This is a genomic window from Chloroflexota bacterium (assembly GCA_034717495.1).
Classification (GTDB): Bacteria; Chloroflexota; Anaerolineae; order JAAEKA01; family JAAEKA01; genus JAYELL01.
Genome location: JAYELL010000070.1, coordinates 9,193 through 22,650, shown reverse-complemented (window position 1 = coordinate 22,650; position 13,458 = coordinate 9,193). Strand labels below are relative to the sequence as shown.

Genomic DNA, 13,458 nt, shown 5'->3' with positions numbered 1-13,458 from the left:
GCTGACCGCTGACCGCTGTCAACTTCTTTCGTGCCCTTCGTGCCCTTCGCGCTTCGCGGTCTTACCTCACGGTACGCCTGCTGGCGCGTGAACCTTCGCGCCTTCGTGGTCCAAACGCTCCGACCGCCGACCGCCGACCACCGACCGATGACCGCCGACTGAGGATCGCCGCGCCGCCTTCCCGGCTGAAGCCTCGACTCCAGTCCGACCGCGGTCTGCCGTCCGCCGTCTGCCGTCTTCTGGAAGCCGTCCGCCGTCTGCCGTCTTCTGGAAGCCGTCCGCCGTCTGCCGTCTTCTGGAAGCCGTCCGCCGTCTGCCGTCTTCTGAAAGCCTTAACCTCGCGCTGATCCAAAAAAGCCCCGCAGGCGACTGGCTGCTTCCCCGGGGTTGCTCTGGCAGACGGCCAGCCCCAGGTGCTCGAAACCGCCGGTCTCCTGGGTATAGGGCAGAAACTCAAAATAGAGGCCCGCGCCAGGGCCGTTGTGAACGAGCACATTGTAGGCCAGCTCCCGGCCAACCCGTGGCATGATCCAGCGGATGGCGCCAATAGCATCGTGCCATCCCTGGACAACTGCTTTCAGGCCTGCCGCAGGGAGCTCATGGATGTAGCGTATTCTGATGTCCTTCACGAGCAACAGCATATCGTAGGGTCGCCGCATGAAATAGGGCACGATGAGTTGAACGGGGCCGTAATCCAGCAACAGCAAATCGGCAGGGTTCCGGCGCAGCATGAAAGCGCTGAACGTCTCTCCGTGATTCTGCAGAAAGCGCCAGTTTTCCTTGAAACGCCGCGGCATCACGTTGCTGAGGGCAATCTGTTGATGGCCATGGGCCAGGGAGCCTCCCACCAGGCGGCCGTAGTTTTTTATGATGGAGACAAATGCGCCCGGAGCACCGTCGCCAGACTCTTGAGGGAAACGCGATGGCAGAAGCTGGTCGCAGTCGTCGAGCAGCTTTTTCTCCAACCTGGCCAATCGCTGCATGGCAACCATGCCATCTTCCAGAGGCATGTTGTGCCAGTCCCGGTCGTGCAGCGATGATGTCCATTGCAGAAAATGGTACCCAACTGCTGCGGCGCCTTCGATCCTGTCAGCTCCCCCGATGGCTGGCGGTTGGCGGGTGAGCCTGGATTCGGCAGGGTACAGCATGGGAAACAGGTTTTTGTTGATGAAGGTGAAGCCCTCGCTGAGCGCCGCCACGTCGATCACCCCGGTTGTCTTGCCCTGGCAAACGACGCATTGTTCGAACGCGTTGGCGTTGCTGTCCGGTGTTGGACGGTTGTCGTGGGGCCGGCGGGCTCTGGAAGTGTTGAAAAGGATGCGTTCCCCGTTTCTCGGATCAACCTGGCAAATCCCGTCGGGCAGGAACTGGTCGATACCGGGCTCTGTCTGGAATAAGCGCCTGAGTTGCTCTGGCGGGAGGGCCGCAATATCGTCTGCCTGAAGTATTCGAGCCAGGCGTGCAGGGTCGAGCTGTTGTTTCACGGGAGGGGTCTTTCGCTGCTGTCGCTATCGAAGGCGATGCCCTGGAGAAAGGCCCGAACCATATGGTCCCACGTGAAGTAGGGCACGGTGATCTCATAGGCCTGCCGGCCCATCCGGCAGCGCAGGCTGTCATCGTTCAGCAGATAGCTCAGCGCATGAGCAAAGCCGGCCACATCGTCTGCCCGGACGACAATAGCTCCCTGGCCAACGCGCAGCGGATCGGCGGCCTTTTCCACCTCGATGATCTGCGGATTAGCCCCCAACAGGTACTCGGTGGCGAAGGGTACCAGCTGGCTGGAGACGACCGGCACGGCCGTTGCCGCGGCTTCCTGGGCCGACATGCCGAATCCCTCCATAATGGACGGCGTGCAGTATAGATCGGTCACGGCATACAGGTCCGGCAGCAGGTCCCATATCGGCCCGACGGTAGCCACCTGTCCCGCCAATCCCAGTTCATCCATTAACGAGTGCAGGCTGTCCGCCAGGGCCGCCTGCCTGTCGTCGATGGCGACAATCAGAATGCATGCAGGACTGCTGCGACGCGCCCGGGAAAAGGCACGCAGCAACACATCCTTGCGTTTGGTGCTGTCGGTGCGGCTGATTTCAGTCACGATCTTGTGGCTGCGCACCTGGTCTGTGGAGTAGCCGGTCAGGTCTGCCAGGGTTTTCCAGATGGGATTATCATCGGATACCGGCCTTGGGTGGAAGCGATCGGTGTCCACGCATGGTGGCAGAAACAGGGAAGGGCCACGGTAGCCATAGTCATTCAGAAGAGACTGTTGGATGGTGGCCGAGGTGGCGGCAATACCGTCCAGCTGCGGAATCAGATCGTTTTCGACGGCGATGCGCTCTTCGATCCGAAGGGGATACCACTGCGCCGCTGAGACGTTACGTTTTTTCAGCCGGCCCAGGGAGTGGGGTACCCAATAGTGGGGCACGTGCCTGGCGCTTGCCGCGTTGAAGGCAGCTGCCAGCGCCGCGCCATCCCAGTAGTGGGAGATGATCAGATCAACCTCCTCCTGCAGGTCGCGTGTCAGTGCCTCGGCGAGCGCCGGTAGCCGCTCGTGCATATCTTCCTTGCGCACAAACTCGGGCAGGCCGTCGTCCAGGTACAAGATACGCTGATTGAAATCCTTTACCTTGTAACCGGCACGCAGCTCGCCTGTGGAGGGATCGGGATAACCGCCCCGGTTGACGATGGTGACCCGGAAACCCAGTTGGGCCAATGCAGCAGTGAACTGGTTGACGAAAACGTTCTGGCCGCCGGTATCTGGCAGTCCGGGGATGATCTGCCACTGATGGACGCCATGGTTGGTGACCATCAGCACATGGGGGGCAGGGGAGGTGTTTTTCATAAAACCGCCTGGTGGATACGGGGCCAGGACAGGGAATGGATCCCCGCTGACCGCCCGAACCACGTTGGGCGTCGGCCGGTTGCCGTCGCTCTGGCGGTCGCGGGCCCCTCCGGGGTGCACGCGAGGATGACGGTTGTGCCGCATCGACAATGTCTCACCCGAAGACATCCGTCTCTTGCAGCGCCGGGAAGAGCCGCACATAGGTCTCATAGCTCTCGGCGTAACGCGCCGCTCGCTGCGGATTGGGCAACACCGGCTGTTGCCCCCCTCGCACCGTATGTTCGACCGCGGAATGGGCGTCGGCGTAGACCCCGGTGCCGATGCCTGCCAGCAATGCAGCGCCAACAGCAGCCGCCTCGATCGTTTTGGTCTGGGTGATGGGGCGATCGAAGATATCGGCCTGTAACTGCAGCCAGAGCGGGTGGCGGACCGCACCCCCCGATGCCACAATCTGTCTGACCGGCACGCCGAGCTCGGCCATCAGCTCCAGTCCCTGTTTCAGGGCGAACACGACCCCCTCCATGACAGCTCGCGTCATGTGGGACCGGTCGTGGCTCAGGGTTAAACCGATGAAGCTGGCTCGTGCCGATGGATCCATGTAGGGGGTACGTTCGCCAGCCAGATGGGGCAGGAAAAAAAGCCCCTGGGCGCCGGCAGGCACGGTAGCAGCCTGATCTGCCATCTGCGTGTAGCTCATTTCCGTCAGCACGTTGTCGCGCAGCCAGCGCAGCGATAACCCGGCCGAGAGGATGGCAGCCATCTGGTGCCATTGCTCGGGCAATACGTGGCAGAAGAGATGCAGCCGCAATTCGGAGTCGTAGGCTGGCTGCCTGGTCGGCGCAAAGAGTTGACCGCCGGTGCCAATGGTGCAGGAGATAACGCCAGGTTCAATGACGCCATTGCCCAGGGCCTGGCAGGATTGGTCGCTGCCGCCGAAGACCACCGGTGTGCCCTGGCGCAGGCCGGTGGCCATTGCCAGTTCGGCAGTCAGGCCACCGGCGACCTGCGCCGACTGGTGGATTGGTGGCAAGATGTCGCCGTCGATCCCCAGAGGCTCCAGCAGGCCGCTGCTCCAACTGCGGGCGGCCGTATCGAACAACAGGGTGGATGAGGCGTCGCTGGGCTCCGTGCCCAGGTTGCCGGTCAGGCGAAAGCGCAACCAGTCCTTGGGCAGCAACAGGTGGCTGGTCGCGCGAGCCACTGGCGGCTCGTTTTCGCGTAGCCATAGCCAACTGGCCAGCATGAAACCGGTGTCCAACGGGTTGGCGGTCAACTCGCCCAGCCGTCGTGATCCCAGCAAGTCGTAGACCTGCTGCACCTGGCTGGCGCTGCGCTGATCGGCCCAGATGATGGCCGGCCGCAAAACCTGCCCTGATTCGTCCAGGCATACTGTGCCATGCATCTGGCCAGACAGGCCTATGCCGGCAATATGGGCAGCTGGAATTCCAGACAGGTCCAATGCTTGCCGGATCGTCGCGACTGTCGCTGCCAACCAGGACTCCGGGTCTTGCTCAGCCCAGCCAGGCCGGGTGGAATCGATTGGGTATTCATGGGCCGCGCGGGCCAGCAGCCGGCCATCGGAGTCGATGACGACCGTCTTGAGGCTGGATGTGCCCAGATCGATGCCTATGAGCAGGCTGGCAGACATGGCAGGAGGTCCTCGCGAGCCAGGCCAGCTGGGCAAAAGCCCAGACAGGTCTTCTACACTTTGATTCTATTCGACTTGAGCCAGTCAGCGATGTCCGTCAGGTCAACTTCCGATCTGGACACACGGAGGGTAAACTCCTCCAGCTCTCGATTCGTGCTTGTCAAACTGTAGCGGTTTCGCCGCAGGAAGATAGCCGCACCGGCGATGCCGGTGCGCTTATTGCCATCCACAAAGGGGTGATTTCGGATGAGTGACTCCATGAGTGCGGCGGCCTTTTGGAAGACATCTGGATACAGGTCCTTGCTATCAAAGGTAGCTCGGGGACGTGCAACTGCCGACAGGAGCAATGCGGGATCGCGCAGGCCGTGGCTGCCGCCGGTCTCTTCAATCAGACGGGCGTGCAGAAAAAGGATCTGCTCGCTGGTGAGATAATCGGTCACTTGGCCAGGGCTTCCAGAGCCGGTCGATATTGTTCGACGAAATCCGCTACCTGGTGAGCAAAGGTCTCGTCGACGCCTGGCAGTGTCATCTCGCTGGCTGGTGCAATCACGATCTGGCGCCTCTCTTTGTCCAGGTCCAACTCTACCTGAGCCCCTTCGGAGATTCCCAGAAATTCCAGCGCATGCTTAGGCAGCGATACAACCACACTGTTTCCAGTCTTAAAGAGCTTTCGTTGCATGGTGTCGTTCCTTGATTTCAATGTACCTGGAGCCTATCCGGAAATCATGGGTAATGGCCATGATAGTCTTTTCCGGATCGATCGCATCTGAGGGTGCTCACTCCGCATATTTCGTTCCATCTTTGCCATTGACAATTGCCAATTCACTGATTGCCCATTAGTCAATGGTGCAGTACTTACAATGTAAGTATATACTGCAATGCTCGGACCGTCAAACAGAGGCAACCATTCGGGGTAACACAACAGTTATGAACAGGTAGAGCGGGTGAACCCGCATCGTCCGGTTGGTGACCGGACCCACGACGATCCCCGCGAACCGAAACCGACGGTTTTGCCAGACATGACAGACCGTAGGTTACGCTATCAGCGTGACAATCCCTGTAACTGGTTGATTTTTCTGGTGGTCGCCTACCGATCTTGAATCTAGCCCTTCACCGAGCCGGCCAGCAGGCCGCGGACGAAGAATCGCTGCAAGCCGATGAAGACAATCAGTGGCAGAAGCATGGAAATAAAAGCCCCGGCCGTCAGCAGGTGCCAGGCGTTTCCGAAGGTGCCAGTCAAATCGGCCAGGCGCTGAGTAACCACCTTGTTGTTGGGATCGACGCCCAGGAACACCAGGGCCACCAGGTAGTCGTTCCATACCCACAGAAACTGGAAGATGGCAAAGGAGGCCAGCGCCGGCACCGACAGGGGCAGAACCAGCCGGGTAAAGACCGTAAAGTGGGAGGCGCCGTCGATGAAGGCCGATTCCAGCGTCTCCCGGGGCAGGGTACTGATGTAGTTGTACAACAGATAGGTCGCCAGAGCCAGACCAAAGCCGGTATGGGCTAACCAGATAGCCAGGAAGGTGCCGTTTAGCCCCAGTTTCTGATAGTCACTTAAGATTGGAACCAGGGCGATCTGTAGTGGAACCACCAGCAGACCGACTACCATGATAAACAGCCAACGTCGACCGGGAAAACGCATCCAGGCAAATGCATAGGCTGCGAAAGCAGCGATCAGGATCGGGATGATGGTGGAAGGAATAGCCACGGTCAGGCTGTTGAGAAAGGCCTGGGTCATATCCTGACCGGGCACCGTCGTTACGGTCCCGTCGGTCCTGGTGATCTCGGTATCCCGCCCGAACAGCACTTGTTTATAGTTCTCCAGGGTGAAGTCCCAGTTGGCGGTCCAAACCCTTTCCTGAACTTCGATGCGGCCCAGGCGACGGTTGCCGACCCACTTCACCTGGGTATCGCCATCGGGCGATGTCACGCCCTGTCGCAGCTCCTCGAAGGTGCCTTCCACCCCCTCTACCTGCATAATGCTTTTGGAGTCCAGTCCCAGTTCCTTGGGGTCGAGCACGGTCACCGTTTCCCAGGCTCTATGGGGAACTATGGTCCACCAACCCGAGGTCTGGATGTCGAAGCGGTTCCGAAAGGAGGAAACGAAAAGTCCTATGGTTGGAATGCTCCAAAAGAGTACGAGGAGAATAAGGGCGCCGTTGACCAGCACTGTGCTGAGCCATTGATTCTTCTTCATGGCTAAAACGCCTCCTGTTCCCTGAACTGCTTAAGGTTGTAGATCATCACCGGGACGACGGCAAGCAGCAGGATGATGGCAATGGCAGAACCGATACCTGCATTTCTTGCCGTGAAGGATTGGCGATAGAACTGGGTGGCGATTACGTGTGTGCCGAACTGCCCGCCGGTCATGACCCAGACAACATCGAATATCTTCAGAGTGAAGATGACGATGGTAGTCCACACCGTGATAATCGTGCCCCGAATAGAGGGCAACATGATTCGAAAGAAAACCTGGATCTCGCTTGCGCCGTCGATGCGGCCTGCTTCCAGGAGCTCCTCGGGGATTCCCTTCAGGGCGGCTGAGAACAACACCATGGCGAATCCTGCCTGCAACCAGACGACAATCAGGATCAAAAACAGGTTATTCCAGGGTGCGATGGCTACCCATTTATCCCAGGGATGCGGCGTGCCACCAAGGGCTACCGTGACGGCATTCAACAGGCCAATCTGAGTCTCTCCCGCAGGTCGCACTTCATACATGAAATTCCAGATCACGCTGGCACCGACGAAGGAGATGGCCATGGGCAAAAAGATGAACGTTTTGGAAACCCGTTCAAACTTGCTGCGATCGGCCAGGACGGCGACCAACAGCCCGAAAATTACCGACAAAGTGCTTCCGAACACGATCCACATGAGGTTATTGCGGAGGGCGACCTGCAGCAGGTCCTGGGTGAAGATGTCGATGTAGTTTTGCAGACCGACGAACGAGTCGCTCTGAATAGCAGCGGGCCAGGTCCAGGGAGCGAAGACGGAGAAACCGTCGGGGAGTCCATCTCTGTCGAAGAGGCCGAGCCAACCCGTTCGATACACCGGCAGTGTGAGATACCACATCAGGATAGCGACGGCCGGACCGACGAATACGAATGGCTGCAATCTGCCGGACCACGGCTCAGGCAGCCGTTCGACGATCCCATTGAAGACCCAGAAAAGCAGGGCGAAACCGCCGACGCCCCAGATGATGGCTACCACTGTGATTAGCCATTTGGGGGCGTTGCTGTCCCGCAGGAAGATGAAACCCAGATAGATGGCGGCGAAGGCTATCAGCGGAATGATGAGAGCCAAAAACGCCCGGCCTAGCCAGGCTACCACGTTGGCAACAAAGCCCTCATTGCGGTCGTTGACATTGTCAAGCTGTGCCATGGGCCAACTCCTTCTGTTACAAGACTGCCAGCCCCGAAAGGACTGGCAGTCTTTTTTCTAGACGATCTGCGCTACTGTGGCCAGGAGTCGTCGATTTGTTTGGTAACGGTGTCGAGATCAGCGACGCCGCTGACGTAGTCGGTCATACCGGTCCAGAAGGAACCTGCACCCACCTCGCCGGGCATCAGGTCAGAGCCATCGAAGCGGAAGCTGGTGGCTTGATTGACCAGTGTAGCGATGCCTCGCTCCAGATCCACGCCGTACATGTCGGGTGTGGCTGTCTGGTGGGCTGCCAGAGCGCCACCGTTGTTCAACCAGCCAGAGGCCGACTCGGGCAAAGTGAAGTACTCCATCAGAGCCCGGACCTCGGGGCGGTCGTTGAACATGGCCATGATGTCGCCGGCAACCAGGAAGGGTTTGCCATAGGCATCGTCCACAGCGGGCAGGTAGAAGAAGCTGTAGTCTACATCAGCTTCGGCGCCCTCGGGGAAGAAGCCGGTGATGAAGTTGCCCTGCTTGTGAAGCCAGCACTTGGGCGGGTCCTCGAACATGGAAGTCGGGGAGTCGCCGAAGAAGGTGGAGACGATGGAATCGGTGCCACCGAAGACGTAGTCCGGATTGAACCAGATATTGCTCCAGGTCTCGATGGCGTTCTTGACCTCAGGTGAGGAGAAGGCCAGCTCGCCGGTGGTCCACTTGTCGTAGTTTTCCAGCGAGGTGGTGCGCAGCATGAGTTCCTCGGTCCAGTCGGTGGCAGCCCAGCCGGTGGCAGCACCGGACTCGATGCCGATGCACCAGGCGGTGTCGCCATCGTCGGCGATGGTCTGGGTGAGGGCCAGGAGATCATCCCAGGTTTCAGGGATCTGGTAGCCGGCGGCCTCGAACTGGGCTTTGGGGTACCAGACCAGGCTCTTGCCGTTGAAGCGGTGCCAGACACCAGCGGTCTGGCCGGCCATGTTGCCCATGTCGAGCCAGCTCTGGTTGTACTGCTGTTTGAGCCAATCCTCGGAGATGAAGGTGGTGGGATCGACGATGTGGCCCTGGCGGGCGAAGTTGGCCAACAAACCAGGCTGGGGGAAGTCGGCGATGTCGGGCGGATTGCCGGCATCGACGGCGATGGAGAGGCGGCCCTCGAATTCCTTGTCACCGATGTAGTTGACGGTGATGCCGGTGGCATCCTCGAAAGCCTTCATCGATTCGGCGAACAGGATATCGTCCGGGTTGGTGAAGGGGCCGTCGACGGAAACGCTCATGCCGGCGAATTCACCAGCCAAAGCCTTTTCCAGGGCACCGCCAGGGGGAACATCGAAGCTGACCTCGGGCATTGCCTCCTCGACAGGCTCTGCCGGCTTCTCTTCGGCCACCTTCTCTTCAACTTTTTCCACCACTTGTTCGACGGCTTCTTCCACTGCGGGAGGCACTTCTTCAGCCCCGCCACAGGCGCTGAGGATCAAGCCCAGAATAAGCAGTGCGGTCAATAGAACGAATAGTTGTCTCTTCATTGTTACTGTCTCCTCCATTGGAGAAATGTGTGAGAATTGGAAAGAAAATCAGCGGTACAGACTGGAACTACGTATTATCGATCTTGCTACACCTCCTTTTTTGCGGCACCGGAATCGCAGAATGAAGTCCGTTACGGCAGCGGGTTTCGAACGATTCCACCAGGGGACTGCACGGCAGGCATCACGTGCACCTGCTGGTAAAAGGCCTGGCGGTTCAGGGTATGAGGCAGAGGGCCTGCCTGCCCCAACTTGCGGGCGGCAACGGCCTGAGCAACGTGGGCAGCGAAGATTGGGTTATGGCCGTCCAACAGGCTCACCAGGTAACCGGCCCAAAAGCAGTCGCCGGCGCCGGTGGCATCGATTACATCGATCTTCAGGCCGGGAATGTGGACCATCCTTCCCGCTATGGAGACAATGACACCACCTCTTCCCAGAGTCATGACGACGAGCTCAGGCCCCAGGTTATGGAACCGTGTTATGTACTCTTCAGGTTGCAGACCGGTGCCGAAGAGTCGCTGCGCGTCGTCCAACGACGGTTTGGTGAGAGAAACGAACCGGTAAAGGTCCTTCAGGACAGCCAGCGCTTCATCGCGGTCGGGCCAGACACGCGGGCTGTAGTTCGGATCCAACGAAATCGTTTTTCCCAGGTGGTGCGCTACCTCCAACGCCCGGGTGACCGCGTTGCGAGAGGACTGACGGCTCAAGGCAAAGGTCGATGCATGGAGCAGCCGCGTGTTTTCGATGGCTGACTCCCATATCTCGTCAGGTCGAAGTCTGGCATCGGCGCCGCGGTAGACCTCAAAGTCTGGCGTTGCCGATGTACGGGATACGAAGATGGCCGTGGTGTGAGATGCCGGATCCTCGATCAAGCCATCGGTGATAACACCAAGTTGTGCTAATTCCTGTATGCAGTAGCGGCCAAAGGCATCAGCGCCAACCTTGCCGATGATGGCGGCATGGCCTCCCAGCCGCGCTACATTGGCGGCGATATTGGCGGGCGATCCACCCTGGTAGCGCCGGTAGGTCTCGGCATCAGCCAGGGTGGCGACCGGTTCCTCCGAGATCAGATCGACCAGCAGTTCTCCGATGCAAAGAACGTCGATGTCGCCAGTTGGGATTGTTAATGCCATGGTGAAGCCTGTACGATCAATCTTGGCCGGCCACCATGGCCGCAAGTTCAGCCAGGCTGATGTCGTTATCCAGGCTGGGTTCGACGAAATAGGGAGGCGTCGGCAGGCGCTCTTTTCCAGGATGTCGACCACCGGCGATCTCCTCAAGCACCGCTTCATATCCCCTGGCGGTGCGTTGCCAGGTATAGCGGTCCAAAACACGTTGGCGTCCTGCCTGGGCGAACCGTTGCCATGCCTGGTCATCACCCAATAGGCGCCGCAGCCCTCTGGCGATGTCAACAGGATCCGCGGGATCCACCAGGATGCCAAACTCCTGCTCTCCTTCCCGAAGACTCTCGCTGGGCCCGCCGTTTTTCGTGACGACCGCCGGCAAGCCGGCAGCCATCGCCTCGAGAGGGGCCAGGCCGAATGGCTCGTGAAAGGCGGTCAGGCAGAATACACTCTTGCGTTGAGCCAAGGCGCGGTAAGCTGCAGCCAGCTGGCTCTGGCCCTCCAACGGAAAGCTGCTGACCTTGCCGAAGAGATCAGCTCTTTCGCAGAGTTCAGACATGGCGCCCAGCAGGGCCCGCGTTTCGCCGGTGAAGCGCTGGCGTTCGGCAAGGGCGTTGTCCGCGCCCCGGATCACCAGGCCAACGTTGGCCTGCGCCTGAAGCTTGGGGTCCTGCGCGAAGGCTTTCAGCAGTCCCATGTGGTTCTTTTTTCGATCCACACGACTGGAATAGAGGATCAGCGGCAGATGGCGTCGACCGGGATCGATATCCCGGTCGACTACGCTATCCAGGAATCGGGCAACCTGTTCTTCTTGCTCATTGCGAACGGAGGCATCGAACAGCTTCAGATTGACGCCCGGTGGGATGACGGCGAACCTGGCATCATCCAGCGGATCGATGGCGTCCCGGTAAGCGGGATGGCCATACTGTTCAAATCGCTCTTGTCGGGTACTTGTGATGATCTTGCTGGCCCGGTCCATGGCCAGCCGTTCGGCGGCCAGGCGCCGGCCGAAGTGAAAGCGGCTGTCGAGGGGCCGCAGGATTTCATCGGTTAACCCGGCTCGGGTCGCACCATTGGCTAGCAGCTTATCCAGCTTCTGCGCGCCCAGCGAGTGACCGGTGACCGTGAAGGGCACGCCGGTTTGGGTCTGCAGCAGCGCGCCAGCCAGGCCACCGTCGCCGTAGTGGGTCGTGAATGCATCGGGCAGCCGACCCTCGTCGCGGTAAAAGGAGATGATGTTGGGAACCCATTCCCGCACCAGATGGGGCCACAGCGCCTCCTTGGGCAAGAAGGCTGGCCCACCGCAGTCCAGGCGGATAATGCGCGTGTTTGGGGCGTCGGGATAGGCATCAAGAGGCTCGCTGAATTCAGGCCAGACCGGATCGGCCACTCGCCTGGTAACGATATCTACCTGGTGGCCCAGCTCAGCCAGGGCCAGAGCGACCTCTTTGACATAAACGAGCTGTCCGCCGAAGTCGGGATGCTGGGCCCAGTGGCTGTCCAGCGGGTCAAAGTTGCCTTGAGGATTTAGGAATGCAATGTGCATTGTGTGTCTGGTTAACTCTCCAGGCCGGGCGCGAATCCTGCCTCACGGTCGTTGGCCCGGTAGATAGGTTGATTTTCAGGCAGGGGCGCCCGTCCAGGAGCTACGGTGGTGCCACGTTCCACAATCGAAACCGGCATCCGTTGATGGATGATTTCCGCGGTGGGAAGTTCGATTGCCCGAAGCAGTAACTGAAAACCTTGCTGGCCCGTTTCAAAAAGTGGCTGGCGCATTGTCGTCAGGTTGATAAATCCGGCCACTTCGATATCGTCATATCCGATCACCGATAACTGGCCGGGGTAGCGCAGTCCCAGGTCCCTGGCTGCCTCGATGACGCCCAGTGCCTGGGTGTCGCTGGCAGAAACAATGGCGGTTGGCGGGGCAGGCAAGCTCAATAACTCGTGGGTCATGGCCCTGGCCTGCTCTCGCCCATGTTCCGCGGTGCGATAGTAACCGTCGGTTTGGGGTAAGTGAAAATCCTGAAGTGCGTTGCAATAGCCCTGATAACGATCCCAGCTGGATCGAAACCCAAAGGCCTGATCGACGAGATCGCCGGTGAAGGCGATATGGGTGTGGCCAAGATCAATCAGGTGTTTGGTCGCCTGGTAACCGCCTTCCACATCGTCGACAGCGATGCAGCTCAGCTCTGGATGGAAGGCGTCGACCAGCACAACGGGCACGCCGACGCTATTCCAGCGGGCCACATCCTCGTCGGTGGGACGCAGGGAGATGACGATCACACCATCCACCCGACCGGCGGCAGGCACTTCGGCAAAACAGGAATCGCGCCGCGCAACAGTTTCCACGTTATAGATGGTCAGATCGTAGTAGGTGTCCGCGATGGCGGCTTCGATTCCTCGCAAGCGCTCAACGGTGGATGGACGGGTGAAGAAGGGTACGATGACGCCGATGGTGAGGGTTCGGCGCAGGGAAAGGCGTTGTGCGATGGGGCTGGGGCGGTAGTCCAGGGCTTCTATGGCATTGAGTACTCGCTGCCGGGTTTCGGGGCTTACGTTGGGGCTGTCATTGAGGACGCGGGAAACGGTGCCGATGCCGACTCCCGCCTGGTTTGCTACCTCGTAGATGGTGACAGCCACATTGCTCTCCCTGAAATCGAGTTGCCGGCCAAGCTCAACGTTGAGCTGACTTGGAAGCGCTTCCATTATAATCGATTGCCGATCTCTTGTCAACTTAAATCTGCGATGAGCAGAAAAAAACATGACCGCAGATTTACGCTGATGAACGCTGATCAATCCAAAAAAAGAGCAGCGACCTCTGTGCCGTAGGTCTGCGTAAATCAGCGTTCCTCTGGCTCGTCCAGGTCAGGGGTGACTTGAATAAATGGGAGCAAGGCTGGCGGCATGGTCGACCTGGCCCGCCTGCAGGCGAAGCCAGCCTATCTCGGCAAGACAGGCAGCACG

The 13,458-nt window shown here is 59.5% G+C and carries 11 protein-coding genes; all 11 read right to left on the bottom strand.

Features of this window, described 5'->3' with window-relative positions; genetic code table 11:
* Positions 1 to 332: 332 nt before the first annotated feature.
* Complete coding sequence (locus U9R25_13345; protein MEA3336893.1) at positions 333 to 1,484, bottom strand: hypothetical protein; 1,152 nt, start codon at positions 1,482 to 1,484, stop codon at positions 333 to 335.
* Positions 1,481 to 2,839 (bottom strand): glycosyltransferase, encoded by a 1,359-nt coding sequence (locus U9R25_13340; protein ID MEA3336892.1) that lies wholly within the window; start codon positions 2,837 to 2,839, stop codon positions 1,481 to 1,483. The genes U9R25_13345 and U9R25_13340 overlap by 4 nt, the downstream gene beginning before the upstream one ends.
* A 154-nt stretch (positions 2,840 to 2,993) precedes the next feature.
* Positions 2,994 to 4,487: a xylulokinase gene (gene xylB / locus U9R25_13335; GenBank protein ID MEA3336891.1), complete on the bottom strand. Its 1,494-nt coding sequence runs from the start codon at positions 4,485 to 4,487 to the stop codon at positions 2,994 to 2,996.
* Between the two features lie 53 nt (positions 4,488 to 4,540).
* On the bottom strand, positions 4,541 to 4,927 hold the full coding sequence (locus U9R25_13330; GenBank protein ID MEA3336890.1) for a type II toxin-antitoxin system death-on-curing family toxin: 387 nt from the start codon (positions 4,925 to 4,927) through the stop codon (positions 4,541 to 4,543).
* On the bottom strand, positions 4,924 to 5,166 hold the full coding sequence (locus U9R25_13325; GenBank protein MEA3336889.1) for an AbrB/MazE/SpoVT family DNA-binding domain-containing protein: 243 nt from the start codon (positions 5,164 to 5,166) through the stop codon (positions 4,924 to 4,926). Before U9R25_13325 ends, U9R25_13330 begins: the two co-directional genes overlap by 4 nt.
* 423 nt (positions 5,167 to 5,589) lie before the next feature.
* Positions 5,590 to 6,687: a carbohydrate ABC transporter permease gene (locus U9R25_13320; GenBank protein MEA3336888.1), complete on the bottom strand. Its 1,098-nt coding sequence runs from the start codon at positions 6,685 to 6,687 to the stop codon at positions 5,590 to 5,592.
* A 2-nt stretch (positions 6,688 to 6,689) separates the two neighbouring features.
* A complete protein-coding gene (locus U9R25_13315) occupies positions 6,690 to 7,871 on the bottom strand; it encodes a sugar ABC transporter permease (protein ID MEA3336887.1) in 1,182 nt (393 codons plus the stop codon).
* A gap of 71 nt (positions 7,872 to 7,942) precedes the next feature.
* Positions 7,943 to 9,373, bottom strand: a complete 1,431-nt coding sequence (locus tag U9R25_13310; GenBank protein MEA3336886.1) for an ABC transporter substrate-binding protein — start codon at positions 9,371 to 9,373, stop codon at positions 7,943 to 7,945.
* A gap of 131 nt (positions 9,374 to 9,504) precedes the next feature.
* Positions 9,505 to 10,503 (bottom strand): sugar kinase, encoded by a 999-nt coding sequence (locus U9R25_13305; protein ID MEA3336885.1) that lies wholly within the window; start codon positions 10,501 to 10,503, stop codon positions 9,505 to 9,507.
* 16 nt (positions 10,504 to 10,519) lie between these two features.
* Positions 10,520 to 12,040: a glycosyltransferase gene (locus U9R25_13300; protein ID MEA3336884.1), complete on the bottom strand. Its 1,521-nt coding sequence runs from the start codon at positions 12,038 to 12,040 to the stop codon at positions 10,520 to 10,522.
* Between the two features lie 11 nt (positions 12,041 to 12,051).
* On the bottom strand, positions 12,052 to 13,200 hold the full coding sequence (locus U9R25_13295; GenBank protein ID MEA3336883.1) for a LacI family DNA-binding transcriptional regulator: 1,149 nt from the start codon (positions 13,198 to 13,200) through the stop codon (positions 12,052 to 12,054).
* Positions 13,201 to 13,458: the final 258 nt, after the last annotated feature.

Coding starts and splice junctions, on each gene's coding strand:
- U9R25_13340 (MEA3336892.1), bottom strand. CDS start 2,839: ATGAAAAACACCTCCCCTGCCCCCCATGTGCTGATGGTCACCAACCAT.
- xylB (MEA3336891.1), bottom strand. CDS start 4,487: ATGTCTGCCAGCCTGCTCATAGGCATCGATCTGGGCACATCCAGCCTC.
- U9R25_13325 (MEA3336889.1), bottom strand. CDS start 5,166: ATGCAACGAAAGCTCTTTAAGACTGGAAACAGTGTGGTTGTATCGCTG.
- U9R25_13320 (MEA3336888.1), bottom strand. CDS start 6,687: ATGAAGAAGAATCAATGGCTCAGCACAGTGCTGGTCAACGGCGCCCTT.
- U9R25_13315 (MEA3336887.1), bottom strand. CDS start 7,871: ATGGCACAGCTTGACAATGTCAACGACCGCAATGAGGGCTTTGTTGCC.
- U9R25_13310 (MEA3336886.1), bottom strand. CDS start 9,373: ATGAAGAGACAACTATTCGTTCTATTGACCGCACTGCTTATTCTGGGC.
- U9R25_13305 (MEA3336885.1), bottom strand. CDS start 10,503: ATGGCATTAACAATCCCAACTGGCGACATCGACGTTCTTTGCATCGGA.
- U9R25_13300 (MEA3336884.1), bottom strand. CDS start 12,040: ATGCACATTGCATTCCTAAATCCTCAAGGCAACTTTGACCCGCTGGAC.
- U9R25_13295 (MEA3336883.1), bottom strand. CDS start 13,200: ATGGAAGCGCTTCCAAGTCAGCTCAACGTTGAGCTTGGCCGGCAACTC.